Origin of the sequence: Caballeronia sp. dw_19 (genome assembly GCF_018449515.1) — a bacterium.
Taxonomy (GTDB): Bacteria; Pseudomonadota; Gammaproteobacteria; order Burkholderiales; family Burkholderiaceae; genus Caballeronia.
Window position 1 is genome coordinate 89000 of the sequence record NZ_JAAVUQ010000010.1, and the last position, 17100, is coordinate 106099.

17 protein-coding genes are annotated in these 17100 nt (G+C 60.7%); 14 read left to right on the top strand and 3 right to left on the bottom strand.

The window, feature by feature from the left end:
* Window positions 1-11 precede the first annotated feature (11 nt).
* Entirely contained in the window at window positions 12-848 is an 837-nt protein-coding gene (locus tag HB376_RS16175; protein WP_213764676.1) for a Cof-type HAD-IIB family hydrolase, read from the top strand.
* Between the two features lie 162 nt (window positions 849-1010).
* Here the strand turns inward: HB376_RS16175 and HB376_RS16180 are convergent, their stop codons facing one another.
* Window positions 1011-1295, bottom strand: coding sequence for a PXPV repeat protein (locus HB376_RS16180; protein ID WP_213764677.1), 285 nt, complete (start codon window positions 1293-1295; stop codon window positions 1011-1013).
* A 349-nt stretch (window positions 1296-1644) separates the two neighbouring features.
* Window positions 1645-2364: an aquaporin Z gene (gene aqpZ / locus HB376_RS16185; protein WP_213764678.1), complete on the bottom strand. Its 720-nt coding sequence runs from the start codon at window positions 2362-2364 to the stop codon at window positions 1645-1647.
* A gap of 293 nt (window positions 2365-2657) precedes the next feature.
* On the opposite strand from aqpZ, the gene HB376_RS16190 reads away from it, so the two are divergent.
* Window positions 2658-2963 carry an H-NS histone family protein gene (locus HB376_RS16190; protein WP_213764679.1) on the top strand — a complete coding sequence of 102 codons (306 nt, stop codon included), beginning with the start codon at window positions 2658-2660 and terminating at the stop codon, window positions 2961-2963.
* Window positions 2964-3183: 220 nt separating this feature from the next.
* Here the strand turns inward: HB376_RS16190 and HB376_RS16195 are convergent, their stop codons facing one another.
* Window positions 3184-4254, bottom strand: a complete 1071-nt coding sequence (locus HB376_RS16195; RefSeq protein ID WP_213764680.1) for a glycosyltransferase family 4 protein — start codon at window positions 4252-4254, stop codon at window positions 3184-3186.
* 762 nt (window positions 4255-5016) lie between these two features.
* Here HB376_RS16195 and motA point away from each other — a divergent pair.
* The 12 genes from motA to HB376_RS16255 all read left to right on the top strand — a co-directional run bounded on the left by motA (window position 5017) and on the right by HB376_RS16255 (window position 17084).
* Window positions 5017-5877 carry a flagellar motor stator protein MotA gene (gene motA, locus HB376_RS16200; protein ID WP_213764681.1) on the top strand — a complete coding sequence of 287 codons (861 nt, stop codon included), beginning with the start codon at window positions 5017-5019 and terminating at the stop codon, window positions 5875-5877.
* 33 nt (window positions 5878-5910) lie between these two features.
* Window positions 5911-6900, top strand: coding sequence for a flagellar motor protein MotB (gene motB / locus HB376_RS16205; protein ID WP_213764682.1), 990 nt, complete (start codon window positions 5911-5913; stop codon window positions 6898-6900).
* 66 nt (window positions 6901-6966) lie between these two features.
* Entirely contained in the window at window positions 6967-7347 is a 381-nt protein-coding gene (locus HB376_RS16210) for a response regulator (RefSeq protein WP_213764683.1), read from the top strand.
* A gap of 127 nt (window positions 7348-7474) precedes the next feature.
* Window positions 7475-9721: a chemotaxis protein CheA gene (cheA, locus tag HB376_RS16215; RefSeq protein WP_213764684.1), complete on the top strand. Its 2247-nt coding sequence runs from the start codon at window positions 7475-7477 to the stop codon at window positions 9719-9721.
* Between the two features lie 56 nt (window positions 9722-9777).
* On the top strand, window positions 9778-10311 hold the full coding sequence (cheW, locus tag HB376_RS16220) for a chemotaxis protein CheW (protein ID WP_346730505.1): 534 nt from the start codon (window positions 9778-9780) through the stop codon (window positions 10309-10311).
* A gap of 44 nt (window positions 10312-10355) precedes the next feature.
* The gene (locus HB376_RS16225) at window positions 10356-12173 is read left to right on the top strand and encodes a methyl-accepting chemotaxis protein (RefSeq protein WP_213764686.1); all 1818 of its coding nucleotides are present in this window, start codon (window positions 10356-10358) and stop codon (window positions 12171-12173) included.
* A gap of 151 nt (window positions 12174-12324) precedes the next feature.
* Window positions 12325-13272, top strand: coding sequence for a CheR family methyltransferase (locus HB376_RS16230; RefSeq protein WP_213764687.1), 948 nt, complete (start codon window positions 12325-12327; stop codon window positions 13270-13272).
* Window positions 13269-13988, top strand: coding sequence for a chemoreceptor glutamine deamidase CheD (gene cheD, locus HB376_RS16235; protein WP_213764688.1), 720 nt, complete (start codon window positions 13269-13271; stop codon window positions 13986-13988). The genes HB376_RS16230 and cheD overlap by 4 nt, the downstream gene beginning before the upstream one ends.
* The gene (locus HB376_RS16240) at window positions 13985-15100 is read left to right on the top strand and encodes a chemotaxis response regulator protein-glutamate methylesterase (protein ID WP_213764689.1); all 1116 of its coding nucleotides are present in this window, start codon (window positions 13985-13987) and stop codon (window positions 15098-15100) included. The genes cheD and HB376_RS16240 overlap by 4 nt, the downstream gene beginning before the upstream one ends.
* A gap of 92 nt (window positions 15101-15192) precedes the next feature.
* Window positions 15193-15588, top strand: a complete 396-nt coding sequence (gene cheY / locus HB376_RS16245; RefSeq protein WP_213764690.1) for a chemotaxis response regulator CheY — start codon at window positions 15193-15195, stop codon at window positions 15586-15588.
* A gap of 11 nt (window positions 15589-15599) precedes the next feature.
* Entirely contained in the window at window positions 15600-16298 is a 699-nt protein-coding gene (gene cheZ, locus HB376_RS16250; RefSeq protein WP_213764807.1) for a protein phosphatase CheZ, read from the top strand.
* A gap of 312 nt (window positions 16299-16610) precedes the next feature.
* Window positions 16611-17084, top strand: coding sequence for a DUF2844 domain-containing protein (locus HB376_RS16255; RefSeq protein ID WP_255631388.1), 474 nt, complete (start codon window positions 16611-16613; stop codon window positions 17082-17084).
* Window positions 17085-17100: the final 16 nt, after the last annotated feature.

Consider the following 17100-nt stretch of genomic DNA (forward strand, 5'->3'; position numbering starts at 1 on the left):
AAGTGCTTCCCATGTATTCCATCATCGCTACCGATCTCGACGGCACCTTGCTCAACAGCGACCATCAGGTCGACCCGTTCACCGTCGAAACGGTCCGCGAACTGGAAGCGCGCGGTGTGCGTTTTATCATCGCGACGGGGCGGCATTATCGCGATGTGGTCGGAATTCGGAAAGTGCTCGGCATTGACGCTTATCTGATCACGTCGAATGGCGCACGCATTCACGCGCCGGACAACGAGCGGATTTACGCCCGCGACATTGCTCCGGCGGCGGTGCGCCGTCTGGCCCAACCTGATCTGGCGGGAAGCGAGCGCGTGATCGTGAATCTCTTCGCCGACGACGCCTGGCTGATCGACCGTCACGCACCCGAACTGCTGGCGTTCCATCAGGATTCGGGCTTTGACTACGACGTGATGGACCTGCGTGAGCACGACGGCGAGAACATTGCGAAGGTGCTGTATATCGGTGAGCCGGACGATCTCAAGGTGACTGCGGCGAATCTCGAACGCGAATTTGGCGATTCCATCTATGTCACTTATTCGATGCCGGATTGTCTCGAAGTGATGACGTCTGATGTCTCGAAGGGGCGGGCGTTGCAGTTTGTGCTGGACAGGCTTGATATCGACACAGCGCATTGTGTCGCTTTTGGCGACAACATGAACGACATCGATCTGCTCGAGACCGCGGGTCGGCCATTCATGATGAACAACGCGAATCCGGCGCTGATCAAACGCCTGCCGAATGTCCCGAGGACGGGCAACAACTTCGAGGCCGGCGTTGCGCATCAATTGCGTGCCTTGTTCGGCATGACGGATGAGCTCGCGGCGCCGGTTCGCGCTGACGAATAAAGCGGCTAAGGCTGGAAGCGCGAGATTAGTCGAGGCAGTGCTCAATGCAGCGTTCGCCAGCGTCGTAGCCGTGCCCTTGACTCGTAGCAAAAAAGGGAACGCCTCGACCGGACGCTCCCTTTGCGCGAACGATTCTTGGCAAATCGCTACGCCAAGCGCAACTTATCCGCGCCGATTCCAGCCGTCACGACCGTAGCCGCCGTGATCCCAGCCGGTGCGGTTCCAATGTCCGCGGTCCGGTCCGCCCCAGCGGTCATCGCGATGGCCCCAGGCGGGCGGCGGAGCGCGATAAAACGGCGCAGGCTGGACATAAACCGGTCCAGGTTGTACATAGCCGGGCACGCCCAGCGACAGCCCAATAGAGAGATCCGTGTGCGCCTGCGCGGCGCCGACAGCGCCCATTGCCAGACCGGCGGCAACCAGCAAATGAGTGACGATGCGTTTCATGGTGTTCTCCTTTTAGGGCGACGCGTGTCGCATGACTCCAATCTACGCAATGGCTGTCTTACGAGTATCGACGAGTTGTTAGCGAATGAAAGTGTCGCGAAAGTTTCAAGTCCGGGTTCGTCTGCAGAGTAAATGTCCGCAAAGCCCTTTCAGCAATCCTTTGTCGGACGATTTCCCCGCCTCGCATAAGTAAATTGACGTTTAAAACCCTCTCAGGCCGTAAGCCGCCATTACATTTGTCGCGGATTATTCATATTGATCTGCTGTATCGACGCAATAAAAACGAATTGCACAATAAAAAGCCGGACGCTCAGCGCCCGACTTTTTATCGTTTTTCACCGTTTTTAATTCACGCTGCAGCAAGCGCCCGGTTCTTCGCACCGGTCAGCAACGGATAAACTACGCCCGCGATGATGGCGCCAATGATCGGAGCTACCCAGAACAGCCACAACTGGTCCAACGCCGCACCGCCCACGAACAACGCCGGGCCCGTGGAACGCGCCGGGTTAACCGACGTATTAGTGACCGGAATCGAGATCAGGTGGATCAGTGTCAGGCACAGGCCAATGGCGATTGGCGCAAACCCGGCAGGTGCGCGGCTATCGGTGGCACCCAGGATGACGAACAGGAAGAAGAACGTCATCACGACTTCACACACGAGCGCCGCGATCATCGTGTAATGACCGGGCGAGTGGTCGCCGTAACCGTTGGTGGCAAAGCCGCTGGCAACCAGGTCGAAACCAGGCGCGCCGCTGGCGATCACCGACAACACGTACGCGCCGATCACGCCACCCACCACTTGGGCCGCAATGTACGGAACCAGATCGCGGACCGGGAAACGTCCTGCGACCGTCAAACCGACGCTCACTGCCGGGTTCAAGTGGCAACCCGAAATGTGGCCGATGGCGTAGGCCATGGTGAGCACCGTCAGGCCGAACGCAAGCGCTACGCCCGCGAAGCCGATACCAAGTTGAGGGTAACCCGCGGCCAGCACTGCGCTGCCGCAGCCGCCCAGCACGAGCCAGAACGTACCAAACATTTCTGCGCCGAGGCGCTGTCCTAATCGCATGATTCGTAGTCCTAAAAATATATAAAAAACTGAAACAAACCCGACGCTTGTGATCATGAGTATTTGTACGGACCACCACGGCGGGTAAGCAGTGTAATCCGAGTCCCGGGACTAGTTGTCAACAATTGTTAAATCATCGGGAACTAAGGGATCTCTTATTAGGAATGCCCTATAGTTTCAAGATTCTTCTCATTTGCATTAGGATTTTTCGCAATTGGATGTTCAAACGTTGCATCTTTTAATCGATGCCGTTACGCTTCTCAATAATCGCAGGCTATTAGAAGGATTGGGAAATGTCGCAATACACCGAGCTCAAGGCGCAGATCGCCAAGCTTCAGGAACAGGCGGAGGAGGTACGCCGCGCAGAGCTGGAAGCAGTACTGGTGGATATCAGACGCAAGATCGTGGAATACGGGCTCACAGCCCAGGACCTGGGATTGTCGGTGGTCCGGCGAGGCCGGCCACCCAAGAAGGAGCCGCTGCCGCCGATCTATCAGGATCCCAAGTCCGGCAGCACATGGAGCGGCCGCGGCAAACCGCCGAAATGGATCGCGGGAAAGAATCGCGAGCGCTTCCTGATTAGTCAGGCGCACTCTTAAAGGAGTGCGGTGGGCGCATCGAATAGTGCAGACAAAAATAGAAGTAAATGCTGGCATGAATGAGCACAAAAAAATCCGCCCGAAAAGGCGGATTTTTTGTGCTTTGCGATAAACCGCTGGATAACGATGCAACCATCGTTTCCAGTCAGGCAGGCGCCACAATTCCAGGCTTTTCCGACCGGCGCCCGGTCTCCGGCCGACTGAAGGAGTTAGCCGGAATTTAGCCGATCGCTACTCGGCGCAATACCGGGCGCTTGGCTGCCTGCAACAACGCGGTATAGCTTTCGACGTAGTTCAGCGCCATGGTCTTTGCGCTGAAGCGCCGTTCGAACTGCGCACGAATTTCGGTGCGTGAGAGTTCGCCCAGGCGCTGAAGTGCGCCGACAGCACCCTGCACGTCCTCGCAAATGAAGCCCGTCACGCCGTGGTCGATCACTTCCGGCACCGAACCGCGATTGAACGCGATCACCGGCGTACCGCACGCCATGGCCTCGATCATTACCAAGCCGAACGGCTCTGACCAGTCGATCGGGAACAGCAACGCCTTGGCACCCGACAGGAACTCCGGCTTTTGCTGCTCGTTGATCTCGCCGACGAATTCCACGCCAGCCTTCGACTCCGCCAGCAACGGCTCGATCGTGCTCTTGAAGTATTCCTGGTCGACCTTGTCCACCTTGGCGGCAATCTTCAGCGGCAGACCGCTTTGAGCGGCGATCTTGATGGCGAGATCGGCGCGCTTTTCCGGGCAGATACGACCCAGGAACGCGAGGTATTCCGGCTTCTTGTGCGTTTGCGGCGTCAACAGCTTTTCCGGCAGTCCGTGATAGATCGTGTTGAGCCACCCTGCTTGCGGAAGCGGTACGCGTTGTGAATCAGAGATCGAGATGACCGATGCATCAGGAAACGCGCTGAACACCGGTTGCAGCTCGGGCAGATCCAGCCGGCCATGGAGGGTGGTCAAAAACGGCGTGTCCATTTGCGAGAACAGCGAGAACGGCATGTAGTCGAGGTGGAAGTGCAGCACGTCGAATTCATGCGCCCGGCGGCGTACGTTCTCCAGCAGCAGCGCGTGCGGAGCATTCCAGTCACGGATGGACGGATCAAGGCGCAACGCGCGCGGCCAGGCGGCTTCCAGCTTCGCCTTGGTCTGCGAGTCGCCGCTTGCGAACAGCGTCACGTCATGGCCGAGATCAACCAGCGCGTCGGTCAGATATGACACGACGCGCTCAGTGCCGCCGTAGAACTTCGGGGGGACCGCTTCGTGCAGCGGTGCAATTTGTGCGATACGCATAACGTCACTCTCCTGTTCGTGTGGGCTTCGACGCGCAGTCTCCAAAACGAAACGGAAACCGGTGAAGCCTTGCGGACGGGCCAGCGCCAATGCTGCCGCCCCTGAAAATAAGACCCGGATGAATCGGGTTATCCCTTACGACCCATTATCAAGATGACTCTCCCTATCAACGAGTCATTTTTCAAACGCTTAACCTTGTTACAGGCCGACACACCGGCCGTTACGAAGCTCGACGTATTGCCGACGCCCTTATACGGCAAGCGATTGCGCGGCCATCATTAAATTGCGCGGTGCAAGATGCATTGCCCAGGACGCCAGATGCAGCAAGGGGTGTGCCACCGTGCAGGCACGCCGGTTGTACCTCGCCGGCGGCGGTGCCATTCCTTAGCCGTCAAAAAAAATGCACGGCGCGTCAAGATTTACCAGGGTCCGCCGTTAATCAGACGACAAGGCGGCCGGCCCGGAAAACGCATTCGTCCATTTCAATCGGACTAATGCTTGCTTACAACCTGTTGCCGATTTGTAAGCTAAAAATCAGTATTTTTGCCCGATTTCTTGCTCACGACACGCCCTCAAGCGAACGAGGCAATCGCATCGGCGCCCCAGCCGACCACCTTACAGGTTTCGACGCGCCGCCAATAAAGACGATCCCTGAGGCTCGCCCACGCCGTCCCCATCCGCGATTTCCCTTCAAAGTTTTCCAGCTACTTGCCGTAAACCACTTAACGGCGGTTTCGCCGATGCAACCATGAGGGTTCAATTGTGCTGATTTTCATCGGAACACTAGTGACGCTGTTGTCCGTTTTCGGCGGTTATGCGCTGGAAGGCGGTCACCTTGGCGCATTGGTCCAGCCCGTTGAAATCCTGATGATCGCGGGCGCTGGTCTGGGCGCGTTCATCCTCGGCAACGGCATGAAGACGATCAAAGCCACGCTGCGTGTGATCCCGACACTCTTCAAGGGTTCGAAGTACAACAAGGACGTATACATGGAGTTGATGGCGCTGCTCTACGTGCTGCTCGCAAAAGCACGCAAGGAGGGCACGCTGACGCTGGAGTCCGATATCGACGACCCGGCTAAAAGCCCGATCTTCGGCCAGTACCCGAAGATCCTGGCGGACCGGCATATCGTCGAATTCCTTACTGACTATTTGCGTCTGATGGTCGGCGGCAACATGAACGCGTTCGAGATCGAGAGCCTCATGGACGAGGAGATCGAGACCCATCACGCGGAAGGCGACGGCCCGGCGCAGGCGCTGCACAAGGTAGGCGACGCGATGCCCGCGTTCGGTATTGTCGCGGCCGTGATGGGCGTGGTCCACACCATGGCGTCCGCCGACCAGCCTCCGGCCATCCTTGGCGAGATGATCGCGCAGGCGCTGGTCGGGACGTTTCTCGGCATCTTGCTTTCCTATGGATTGATCGGCCCGCTCGCGAGCGTCGCGGAACAGCGCGTGGCGGAGTCGACGAAGATGTTCCAGTGCATCAAGGTGACGATCCTGGCGAGCCTGAACGGCTACGCACCGGCTATCGCGGTGGAGTTCGGCCGCAAAGTGCTCTTCTCCACCGAGCGTCCGTCGTTCTCCGAACTGGAAGAACACGTGCGCCGCGTGAAGGCGAAGTAACCGCCTTTCGCGACCGAGCGCCCGGAGCCAGCCATGTCGAACAACAAAGATCGTCCGATTTTCATCAAGCGCGTCATATCGAACAAGAAGCCGCACTACGGCGGCGCCTGGAAGCTGGCTTACGCCGACTTCATGACGGCGATGATGGCGTTCTTCCTGTTGATGTGGCTGCTGAGCGCGGTGTCGCCGACGCAGCGCCAGGGGATTGCCGAGTATTTCAACATGCCGCTCAAGAACGCGATCATGGGCGGGCAGCGTACGGGCATGGACTCCAGCATCATCGACGGCGGCGGGCGCGATATTTCAAGCCCCGAGCCGGGCACGACTCGCATGAGCGACGGTACGCGGCGCGTGGACCGGCTCGACGAGCAGACGCTGAGGGCCGCGCAGGACGAACTCGAACGGCGCGATCAGGCTCGTCTGCACGACCTGCAGGTCAAGCTGATGTCCGCGATCGAAGCGAACCCGGTGTTGCGCCAGTTCAGGCAGCAGATCCGGATTGATTCGACGCAACAGGGTTTGCGAATCGAGATCGTCGATACCCAGAAGCGCCCGATGTTCGCGCTCTCCAGCAACAACGTGGAGCCTTACATGCGCGACATCCTGCGCGAGATCGGCAAGGCGCTGAACGACGTGCCGAACCGGATCGTGGTGCAGGGACACACAGACGCCACGCAATACGCGGGCGGCGAAAAGGGTTACAGCAACTGGGAGCTGTCGGCGGATCGCGCGAACGCGTCGCGGCGCGAGCTGATCTCGGGCGGCATGGACGAGTCGAAGGTGTTACGGGTGCTTGGACTGGCATCGACGCAAAACCTGAACAAGCAGGATCCTTTCGATCCCGAGAACCGGCGTATCAGCATCCTTGTGTTGAACCACAAGTCGGAAGCGTCCATGACGCGCGAGGACATGCCGGCGACCACGATTACCAGTAGCGCGGGCGGCCCCGGCGGCCCGGTTGACGTCAAGCCCAACCTCGGCTCACTGGCGCCGGCATTGCCGGCCATGAAAACGACACCATGACGGCAGCACCATGAGACACGCTCACGAGAGCACGACAAGAACATCGGACAGAGGGCGGCACACATCATGATCAAGAACATTCTGGCTATCGACGACTCGGCTGCCATGCGGCAAATCCTCTCGGCGACGTTTGTCGCGGCGGGGTATCGCGTGGTGTTGGCCATGGATGGCGCAGAAGCCTACGAAGCAGCGCTCGCCGAACAGTTCGATCTCGTGATCACCGACCAGAACATGCCGGCCATGAGCGGCCTGGAGCTCATCGGGAAATTGCGCGGACATCGCGCGTATGCGAACACGCCGATCCTCGTGCTGACGACCGAGTCGGGCGAGCCGTTCAAAGCATCGGCGCGCGCTGTGGGCGCGACGGGCTGGATGGAAAAACCGTTCGATCCCGACATGCTGACCGAACTGGTCGCCACGCTGTCGGGAGCGGAACATCCGAACTGAAGCAACCGTTTTTTGCATGAAGCACGACGCATGAAGCATTGATCCTTGAGCATCAGGTACGAAGAACACATTAGCTTTTACGACGCGCATAGCGACGACAGACAAGGCATCCGGTGGTGACCCAGGCATGACACTCGACATTACGCAGTTCTATCAAACATTCTTCGACGAAGCCGACGAATTGCTCGCGGATATGGAGCGGTTGCTGCTCGCGCTGGATCTGGCGAATCCCGATCCCGAGGATCTCGGCGCGATTTTTCGCGCGGCGCATTCCATCAAGGGCGGCGCGGCCACGTTCGGTTTTTCGGCGCTGACCGAGACGACGCACATCCTTGAGTCGTTGCTCGACCGGGCGCGCAATAACGAGCTGGTCCTGCGTCGTGACATGATCGATACGTTCCTCGAAACCAAGGACGTGCTGTCGGACCAGCTCAACGCGTATCGCGCCAGTGCTGAGCCGGACGCAGCGGCCGCCAAGGCGATCTGCGCGAAGCTCGAATACTTGCGGGACAACGATCCGGCTGACGGTGTAATCGCCGCCGCTGAAGTTGCGCAGCCGGAGCCGTCGTTCACCGAAGCCGCCGCAATTGCCCAGGATCTCGCGCAAGTCGCGCTGGCGCTCGGGCCGAACGAGCCGCCGCCGCATGTGGTCGAGCAAGCGAATGAGGCGGTCGAGGAAGACGGCGAGTGGGCAGAATTTCCGGCGACGCCGGACGCAAGCCATGATGCCGGGCAAGACGGTCCTCACCTGAAAATTACATTGCGGGGGGTAGGGGAGAAGGACCAGGCTCTGCTGACTGAGGAGCTTGGAAACTTGGGGAATGTTGTCGGAGAAAAGAAGTCGGGCAGCGATTTGACGTTGTGGCTCGACTCGGATGTGTCCGCCGACGATATCGTCGCCGTGTGCTGTTTCGTGATCGATGAAGCGCAGATCGCGGTCAGCCGCGGCAATGCAGCGGACGCGGCGCCTGCTAGTGGGTCGCAAGCTGCTGCAGAGCAGGAAGATCTGGAAAAGTTGAATGAGGTGGCAACTGAAGCACCCGCATCTGAGAAGACGGAACCGGTGGCGGTCGCCGCCGAGTCCCGCAACAAGACACCTGCAATCGCTGCGGTGGCAGAAGCGCCCGAAGCGCCGAAAGCACCCGAGGGCGACAAGAAAACGCGCGCGGCAGCCGCGCCCGCCGCTGCGGAAGGCAGCTCCATCCGCGTGGGCGTGGAGAAGGTCGATCAACTGATCAACCTCGTCGGCGAGCTGGTGATCACGCAGGCAATGCTGGCCGAAACCACGAGTACCTTCGACCCGGCATTGCACGACCGCCTGTTCAACGGCATGGCGCAGCTCGAACGCAATGCGCGCGATCTGCAGGAAGCGGTGATGTCCATCCGCATGATGCCGATGGACTACGTCTTCAGCCGCTTCCCGCGCCTCGTGCGCGATCTCGCCGCGAAGCTCGGCAAGGAAGTGGAACTTGTCACGTTCGGCCAGGCGACCGAGCTGGACAAGAGCCTGATCGAACGCATCATCGATCCGCTGACGCACCTGGTGCGCAACTCGCTCGACCATGGAATCGAAACCGTGGAAGCGCGGCGTGCAGCGGGTAAAGCGGCGACGGGGCAACTGGTGCTATCGGCGGCGCATCACGGCGGCAACATCGTGATCGAAGTCAGCGATGACGGCGCGGGCCTGCGCCGCGACAAGATTCTTGCGAAGGCGCTCAAGCAAGGCATGCAGGTCAGCGAGCAAATGTCCGACGACGAAGTCTGGCAACTGATCTTCATGCCGGGCTTTTCCACCGCCGAGCAGGTCACGGACATCTCCGGCCGCGGCGTCGGCATGGACGTGGTGAAACGCAACATCCAGGCGATGGGCGGTCACGTGGAGATCCAGTCGCGTGAGGGCAAGGGCACCACCACGAAGATCGTATTGCCGCTGACGCTGGCGATTCTCGACGGCATGTCGGTGAAGGTGGGCAGCGAGATTTTCATCCTGCCGCTGAACTTCGTCATGGAGTCGCTGCAACCCGTTGCCGACGATATCTACACGGTCGCCGGCGGCGAGCGCGTGGTACGCGTGCGCGGCGAATATCTGCCGCTGGTCGCGCTGCATCAGGTCTTTGAAGTGACCGATGCGCGCACCGAACCCACGCAGGGAATCATCACGATCATCCAGTCGGAAGGGCGTCGCTTTGCCATGCTGATCGATGAACTGGTCGGCCAGCAACAGGTCGTGGTGAAGAACCTGGAAACGAATTACCGCAAGGTGCACGGCATTTCCGCCGCGACCATCCTGGGCGACGGCCGCGTCGCACTGATCGTCGACGTAGCGGCGCTGAACCGTGAAAACCGCTCGGCGCACGGCGCGTTAACTCACTAATGCGCTAGTGCACTAATCAGATAGTCGGAATACCTAACCAATTTTTGGAGGCTAATGTGGCAGCAGACATCCAATCGATTACTTCCGCGGCACAGCGCCGTGACGTTCAACGTGTCAGCCAGGCTGAAGCGGCAGGACAGGAGTTCCTCGTCTTCACGCTGGGCGCGGAAGAGTACGGCATCGACATTTTGAAAGTGCAGGAAATTCGCGGCTACGACAACGTCACGCGCATTGCGAACGCGCCGGCGTTCATCAAGGGCGTGATCAATTTGCGCGGCATTATCGTGCCGATCGTCGACATGCGCATCAAGTTCAATCTCGGTCGCGTGGAGTATGACAACCAGACGGTCGTGATCATCCTGAACGTTGCGCATCGCGTGGTCGGCATGGTGGTCGACGGCGTGTCCGACGTGCTCACGCTGCAAGCCGACCAGGTCATGCCGGCGCCGGAATTCGGCGCCACGCTCACCACCGAATATCTGACGGGGCTAGGTACCGTCGATGGCCGGATGCTGATCCTGATGGATATCGAAAAGTTGATGACGAGCAAGGAGATGGAGTTGATCGACTCCGTCGCCGTGACCGCCTGAGTCTTTATATCGTTGGCTACCAACACGCTGGTCGGGAAGAAGACATGCTTAAGAACTGGTCGATTCGTACCACGCTGACGCTCGTGGGTCTGCTGTTCGTCGGGTTTGCAGCAGTGGTGAGCGCGTTGTCGCTGAACGGCTTGCGCTCGGCGGGCAATTCGCTTTCCTTGCTGGCGGACAGCGACATGGTGTCCATGCGCGCACTCAACGACGCCTCGTCGAACCTGCTGCGCTCACGCGTGGCGCTCGACCGCGTGCGTTCTCTGACTGAGGCGAACAACGCCGATGAAGCCAAGAAGGCGCTCGATCGCGGGCAGTTCCTGCTCGATAACTCGAACGAGAGCTGGAAGCTTTTCGTGTCCACGCCCAAGCCGATGCTGCCGCAAGCCACGCTCGACGACATCGTGGCGAAACACGACACGCTGATGCACGAAGGCGTTGAACCCGAGTTCGCGGCGATGCGCGCCGGCGACATGGCCGCGTATCACGCCATTGCCGACACGAAGATCAGCCCGATGTTCATCGCTTTCGACGCGGCCACGGCTGTCACGGTCGGCTTGACACAGAAGCACGCCGAGCAGTTGCGCAGCGACGCGGCGGCGAGCATCACGTTGCTGATCGAGGTGATCGTCGGCGTGATGGTGCTGGCCGTGCTGACGCTGATCGGCACGCGTGTCGCGCTGGGCCGCATGATCGTGCAACCGATCAACGACGCTATCGATCACTTCGAGCGCATCGCTAAAGGTGATCTGACCCAGTCCGCGCATACGGACAAGACCCATGAGATCGGCCGGTTGTTTGCGGGCATTGAACGGATGCGAACGAACCTGACCACGATGGTCGGATCGGTGCATCACGGCGCGGAATCCATCGATGTCGGGGCGCGGGAAATTGCGAGCGGCAACACGGATCTCTCGCAGCGTACGGAAGAGCAGGCGGCGTCGTTGCAGGAAACGGCGTCGAGCATGGAGCAGCTCACCAGCACCGTGAAGCAGAACGCCGAGAATGCTCGCCAGGCGTCGCAACTGGCTGTCAACGCGTCGGATATTGCGTCGCGCGGCGGTCAGGTGGTGGAGCAGGTCGTGGACACCATGAGCGCGATTTCATCGAGTTCGAGCAAGGTGGTCGACATCATCGGCGTGATTGAAGGCATCGCGTTCCAGACCAATATTCTCGCGCTGAACGCGGCCGTGGAAGCGGCCCGGGCGGGAGAGGAAGGGCGCGGTTTTGCCGTCGTGGCAGGCGAAGTGCGCAGTCTCGCGCAACGCAGCGCGGCGGCGGCGAAAGAGATCAAGTCGCTGATCGGCGACTCCACCGCGAAGGTCGAAAGCGGCTCCGTGCTGGTTGCGCGCGCCGGCGAGACGATGGACGAAATCGTGCAGGCCGTGCGCCGCGTCACGGACATCATGGGCGAGATCAGCGCCGCGTCGGACGAACAGTCGCAGGGCATTGAACAGGTGAGCCGCGCCGTCGGGCAGATGGACGAAGTCACGCAGCAGAACGCGGCGCTGGTTGAACAAGCGGCGGCCGCCGCGGCGTCGCTTGAAGAGCAGACACGCAAGCTGAAGGACGTGGTCAGCCATTGGCAGGTCAGCAGCGACGCGCCTTCCAGCGACCCGCGCGCGCGACTTGAACCGAAAGTCACGACCCGGGCGCACGCAAGCCCGGCGATTAAAGTTGCCGCGCGGCCTAACGTCGCGGGTAATCGCGCCGTTAATAAGCTTATCGCCTCACCGGCGCGGGCCGCTTTGGTCAATGGTTCAGGCAACGCTTCGGCACCGGCAGCCGCGGCAAAACCGGTCGCGAAAGCGCCCGCCACGAAGCCCGCAGTTGTCGCGTCCGGCGACTGGGAAACTTTTTAAGGCAGTGTCAGACGACCATGCAGGCCCATTGCATCGCGCTCCTCGACGGGCGTTTCACTGAAGCGCGCCGGGCCGTGTGGTTGTCGAAGAAATGCGGTGCAACGCCCGTACGGGATGCAGCCGATGCACGTTCCAGCAGAACAAAGGCTAGATGATGGCAACGCGCCCGAGCGTCGAACCCCTCCGCGACCGGACCCGAAACGGTTCGGAAGTGGAGCGCGACTTCGAATTCACCAGTGCCGATTTCGGCCGTATTCGCGAGCTGATTCACCGGCGCGCCGGGATTTCGCTGTCCGAACATAAACGCGACATGGCTTACAGCCGTCTCGCGCGACGTCTGCGCGCCTGCAATATCGATACATTCCGCCTGTATCTCGATCGTCTTGAAGCACAGCCGGATAGCGACGAGTGGGAAGCGTTCACCAACGCGCTGACCACGAACCTGACTGCGTTCTTCCGCGAATCGCATCATTTCCCGATCCTCGCCACGTTCGCGAAAAGCCGTCCGCAACCGTTCTCGGTGTGGTGCTCGGCGGCATCGACGGGAGAGGAGCCGTATTCCATCGCCATGACGTTGATGGAAACACTCGGCGACGCCGCCGCGCGCCATTGCACAGTGATTGGGACGGACATTGACAGCCAGGTCTTGCAGAAGGCCGACGCGGGCGTCTATTCGCTCGATTCGGTGAAAACACTCGGGGCCGAACGCCTGAAGCGTTTTTTCCTGAAGGGCACGGGCGCGCATGCCGGCATGGTGAAGATTCGCCCGGAAGTACGCGCGCTGGTGAAGTTCGAGCAACTGAACCTGACGGACGCGAAGTACGCGCTGCCCGGCCAGTTCGACGCGATCTTCTGCCGCAACGTGATGATCTACTTCGATAAACCCACGCAGGCGCAAGTGCTCGCGCGCTTCGAGCCGTTGATGAAGTCGGGCGGTTTATTGTTCGCCGGGCACTCGGAGAACTTCACCTACGTGACGCAGGCGTTCAAGCTACGCGGCCAGACGGTGTACGGGTTGTCGCGTGATGCTGCGGCGGCGGCAACGGCAATGGCAGCCGCGAAGAAAGCGGGCAAGACGCTTGCCGGGGAGCTGGCATGAGCGGCTTGCCGATCGCATCGAACCTTTACTTCGACAACCATTTCAAGCTCCCGGGCGTGAAGCTGTTGCCGAACGAGTTCTACATGACGAGCGAGGACATGGTGCTCGTCACGGTGCTCGGTTCATGCGTGGCGGCCTGCATTCACGATCGCTCGGCAGGCATTGGCGGGATGAATCATTTCATGCTTCCCGACGACGGTTCCGACGCGTCGCAATCCAGCTCGGATTCCATGCGTTACGGCGCCTACGCCATGGAAGTGCTGATCAACGAGATGATAAAGCGCGGTGGCCGGCGCGAGCGCTTCGAAGCGAAAGTGTTCGGCGGCGGCGCAGTGCTGGCGGGCATGACGACGATCAATATCGGCGATCGCAATTCGGAATTCGTCCGCCGATATCTTGCGCTGGAAAAGATTCGCATCGTGGCCGAGGATTTGCAGGGCATGTATCCGCGCAAGGTCGCGTTCATGCCGCGCACCGGTCAGGCAATGGTCAAGAAACTCATCACGCAACAAGACCCGAGCGTGGTCGAACGCGAGCGCGCGCTCGCGCGGCAAACACCCGAAGCACGCAGCGAACGGCTTGCAAAGGCACGTGAGCGTGTCGAGTTGTTCAGTCGGCCCAAAACGACAACACCCGATAAACCCCGCATCGAATTATTCGGTGCCGCAGCCGGCCTGCAGCGAACCGTCCGCACGAAGACGGTGGAGGAAGCATGACAACGGCCCGGAGCACGGAACCAAAAATCAGTGTGCTGTGCGTTGACGATTCAGCGCTGGTGCGCAGCCTGATGACCGAGATCATCAACTCTCAGCCCGATATGCACGTGTGCGCAACCGCGCCTGATCCGCTGGTGGCGCGCGAGCTCATCAAGCAGCATAACCCCGACGTACTGACGCTCGACGTCGAAATGCCGCGCATGGACGGCCTCGATTTCCTCGAAAAGCTGATGCGGCTTCGGCCGATGCCGGTGGTGATGGTGTCGTCGCTGACGGAGCGTGGCTCGGAAATCACGCTGCGCGCGCTGGAACTCGGCGCGGTGGATTTCGTGACGAAACCGCGCGTGGGCATTCGCGACGGCATGCTCGAGTATTCCGAAAAGCTCGCCGATAAAATCCGCGCGGCCGCACGCGCACGAGTGCGGCAGACGCCTCACGTCGTGCACGCGGCGCCCGGTTCAAGCGGCGCGGTGGCTGCGGCGAAACCGACGCCGAACCTGAACAATCCGCTGGTGAGTACCGAGAAGCTGATCATCGTCGGGGCATCGACGGGCGGCACCGAAGCGATCCGCGAACTGTTGGTGCCGCTGCCGCCCGACGCGCCCGGCGTGATGATCGCGCAGCACATGCCGCCGGGCTTCACGAAGTCGTTTGCACAGCGCCTGAACGGCCTCTGCCGGATTGCGGTGAAAGAAGCCGAGCATGGCGAACGCGTGCTGCCGGGCCATGCGTACATCGCGCCCGGCGACTCGCATCTGGTGCTTGTGCGTAGCGGTGCTAACTATGTGGCGCATCTCTCCGATGCCCCGCCGGTCAACCGCCACCGTCCTTCCGTTGACGTGCTGTTCCGGTCCGCCGCGCAGAACGCCGGCAAGAACGCGCTCGGCGTGATCCTGACCGGCATGGGCCGCGACGGCGCACAGGGCATGCTGGAGATGCAGCAAGCCGGCGCGTACACCTTCGCGCAGGACGAAGCGAGCTGCGTGGTGTTCGGCATGCCGCGCGAGGCTATCGCAACGGGCGGGGTGAGCGAGATCGCGCCGTTGGCGGAAATGACCCGGCGCGTGATGGCGCGGCTCAATTCAATGGGTGAACGTGCGCAGCGCGTTTAGTCGTCGCCAACAGCCTCGCCGAAAGAATTCGGATAGAAACGCGGCGTGATGCGCCGCTTGAAGAAAACACAGGAATACAAGGAGCAGTGAAGATGGACAAGAACATGAAGATTTTGATCGTCGACGACTTTCCTACGATGCGTCGTATCGTGCGAAACCTGCTGAAAGAGCTGGGTTTCTCCAACGTCGATGAAGCCGAAGACGGCGCGGCCGGTCTTTCGCGCCTGCGCGGCGGCGGCTTCGATTTCGTCATCTCCGACTGGAACATGCCGAATCTCGATGGCCTGGAAATGCTCAAGCAGATCCGTGCCGACAGCACGCTTGCCCATCTGCCTGTGTTGATGGTGACGGCGGAATCGAAGAAGGAAAACATCATCGCCGCGGCGCAGGCCGGCGCGAGCGGATACGTGGTCAAGCCGTTCACGGCTGCGACCCTCGACGAGAAGCTGCAGAAGATCCTCGAAAAGATGGCTAAGGCCGGGAGCTGACCGTGAACGAAATGACGAACCACGAGACGCTCATCGATATCGAGCAGGAAGGCGATGCATCGAGCGACCGCATCCTGGCGCGCATCGGCCAGTTGACGCGGACCCTGCGCGATTCCATGCGCGAACTCGGCCTCGACAAACAAGTGGAAGCCGCCGCCGAGATGGTGCCGGACGCACGCGACCGCCTGAAATACGTCGCGACGATGACGGAGCAGGCTGCCGAGCGCGCACTGAACGCCATCGAGTTGGCGAAGCCGCTGCAGGAGACCATGCAGCGCGACGCACAGGCGCTCGATGCCCGCTGGGAGCAATGGTATGGCGCGCCGCTCGAGAACGCGGACGTGAAGACTTTGCTGGCGGACACCCGGGGCTTTTTGCAGCAAGTGCCGGTGCACACGGTCGCGACCAATACGCAGTTACTCGAAATCATGCTCGCGCAGGATTTCCAGGATCTGACCGGCCAGGTGATCAAGAAGATTACCGACGTGGTGTACGTCATCGAGCAGCAATTGCTCAGCGTGCTGCTGGAGAACATCGCGCCCGAGCGGCGTGAACAATTTGCGGCACAGGCGGCGGCGCTGGCCGCATCGAGCCCCACGGGCTCGTCGGAAACCTTGCTGAACGGTCCGCAGATCAATCCGGAAGGCCGCACGGACATAGTCCAGGACCAGACTCAAGTCGACGATCTGCTCGCCAGTCTCGGCTTCTGACAATACGGACCCCTCGACGCGCGCGGCCTTCGCGCTGCGCAGGTGCACGCACTTGCCCGCGTCGAGCCGTTTCCTGCGGCGTCACCCCTGAAAGTCATTTATCGGCGCTCGACCGTACGCGTTTGTACGAAGCGTCGTTTTCCCGGTTCCGACTCATTCGACTGGCATACTGGTAGTGCTTTTTTTTGGCTTTTGTGGCGCGAACGTTGCAAAAGGCAAAATACCGAATATTGAGATAATCGAAACAGGGGAGGCGGAGTGAACACTTCGATCATTTCATTGGGCTCGCGACGCGTTACTGCGCTCGCCAGCCTGGCGGCAGGGCTGACATTGAGCTTGCTGGCTGTATCGCCGGCTTATGCCGTGCTTGGCGGCGCGCCGATGACACCGCCCGCTGGCGCCACCGTCAACAATGCCGTGACGCGTGCGGCGGTCTCGGCGGTTGCTTCCGCAGCGGGTGCATCGGCCAGTTCTTACACCGTGCGTACCACGACGCTCGCCGTCGGGACGGTGGTGAACGAGTATGTCGGCGCGGATGGCGTGGTGTTTGGCATTGCGTGGCAAGGTCCAAGAATTCCCGATCTTCCGACCTTGCTCGGCAGCTATTTCCCTCAATACGTGCAAGGCATCCAGAACCAGCGTGCCAACGGTGGTGGCCGCGGACCCGTCAGCGTGGCAGGCAGCGCGCTGGTGGTCCGCTCCGGCGGCCACATGGGCGCATTCGCCGGGCACGCCTACCTGCCGCAGTCCTTGCCAGCGGGCGTCAGCCCCAGCGACATCCAATAACGGACGGAGACTTCTA

Bases quoted from the DNA above. Each gene is read 5' to 3' on its own strand.
- HB376_RS16225 (WP_213764686.1), top strand. From the start codon at position 10,356: ATGCTTAAGAACTGGTCGATTCGTACCACGCTGACGCTCGTGGGTCTG.
- cheZ (WP_213764807.1), top strand. From the start codon at position 15,600: ATGACGAACCACGAGACGCTCATCGATATCGAGCAGGAAGGCGATGCA.
- HB376_RS16190 (WP_213764679.1), top strand. From the start codon at position 2,658: ATGTCGCAATACACCGAGCTCAAGGCGCAGATCGCCAAGCTTCAGGAA.
- HB376_RS16230 (WP_213764687.1), top strand. From the start codon at position 12,325: ATGATGGCAACGCGCCCGAGCGTCGAACCCCTCCGCGACCGGACCCGA.
- HB376_RS16240 (WP_213764689.1), top strand. From the start codon at position 13,985: ATGACAACGGCCCGGAGCACGGAACCAAAAATCAGTGTGCTGTGCGTT.
- cheA (WP_213764684.1), top strand. From the start codon at position 7,475: ATGACACTCGACATTACGCAGTTCTATCAAACATTCTTCGACGAAGCC.
- aqpZ (WP_213764678.1), bottom strand. From the start codon at position 2,364: ATGCGATTAGGACAGCGCCTCGGCGCAGAAATGTTTGGTACGTTCTGG.
- HB376_RS16175 (WP_213764676.1), top strand. From the start codon at position 12: ATGTATTCCATCATCGCTACCGATCTCGACGGCACCTTGCTCAACAGC.
- motB (WP_213764682.1), top strand. From the start codon at position 5,911: ATGTCGAACAACAAAGATCGTCCGATTTTCATCAAGCGCGTCATATCG.
- HB376_RS16180 (WP_213764677.1), bottom strand. From the start codon at position 1,295: ATGAAACGCATCGTCACTCATTTGCTGGTTGCCGCCGGTCTGGCAATG.
- cheY (WP_213764690.1), top strand. From the start codon at position 15,193: ATGGACAAGAACATGAAGATTTTGATCGTCGACGACTTTCCTACGATG.
- cheD (WP_213764688.1), top strand. From the start codon at position 13,269: ATGAGCGGCTTGCCGATCGCATCGAACCTTTACTTCGACAACCATTTC.
- HB376_RS16195 (WP_213764680.1), bottom strand. From the start codon at position 4,254: ATGCGTATCGCACAAATTGCACCGCTGCACGAAGCGGTCCCCCCGAAG.
- HB376_RS16210 (WP_213764683.1), top strand. From the start codon at position 6,967: ATGATCAAGAACATTCTGGCTATCGACGACTCGGCTGCCATGCGGCAA.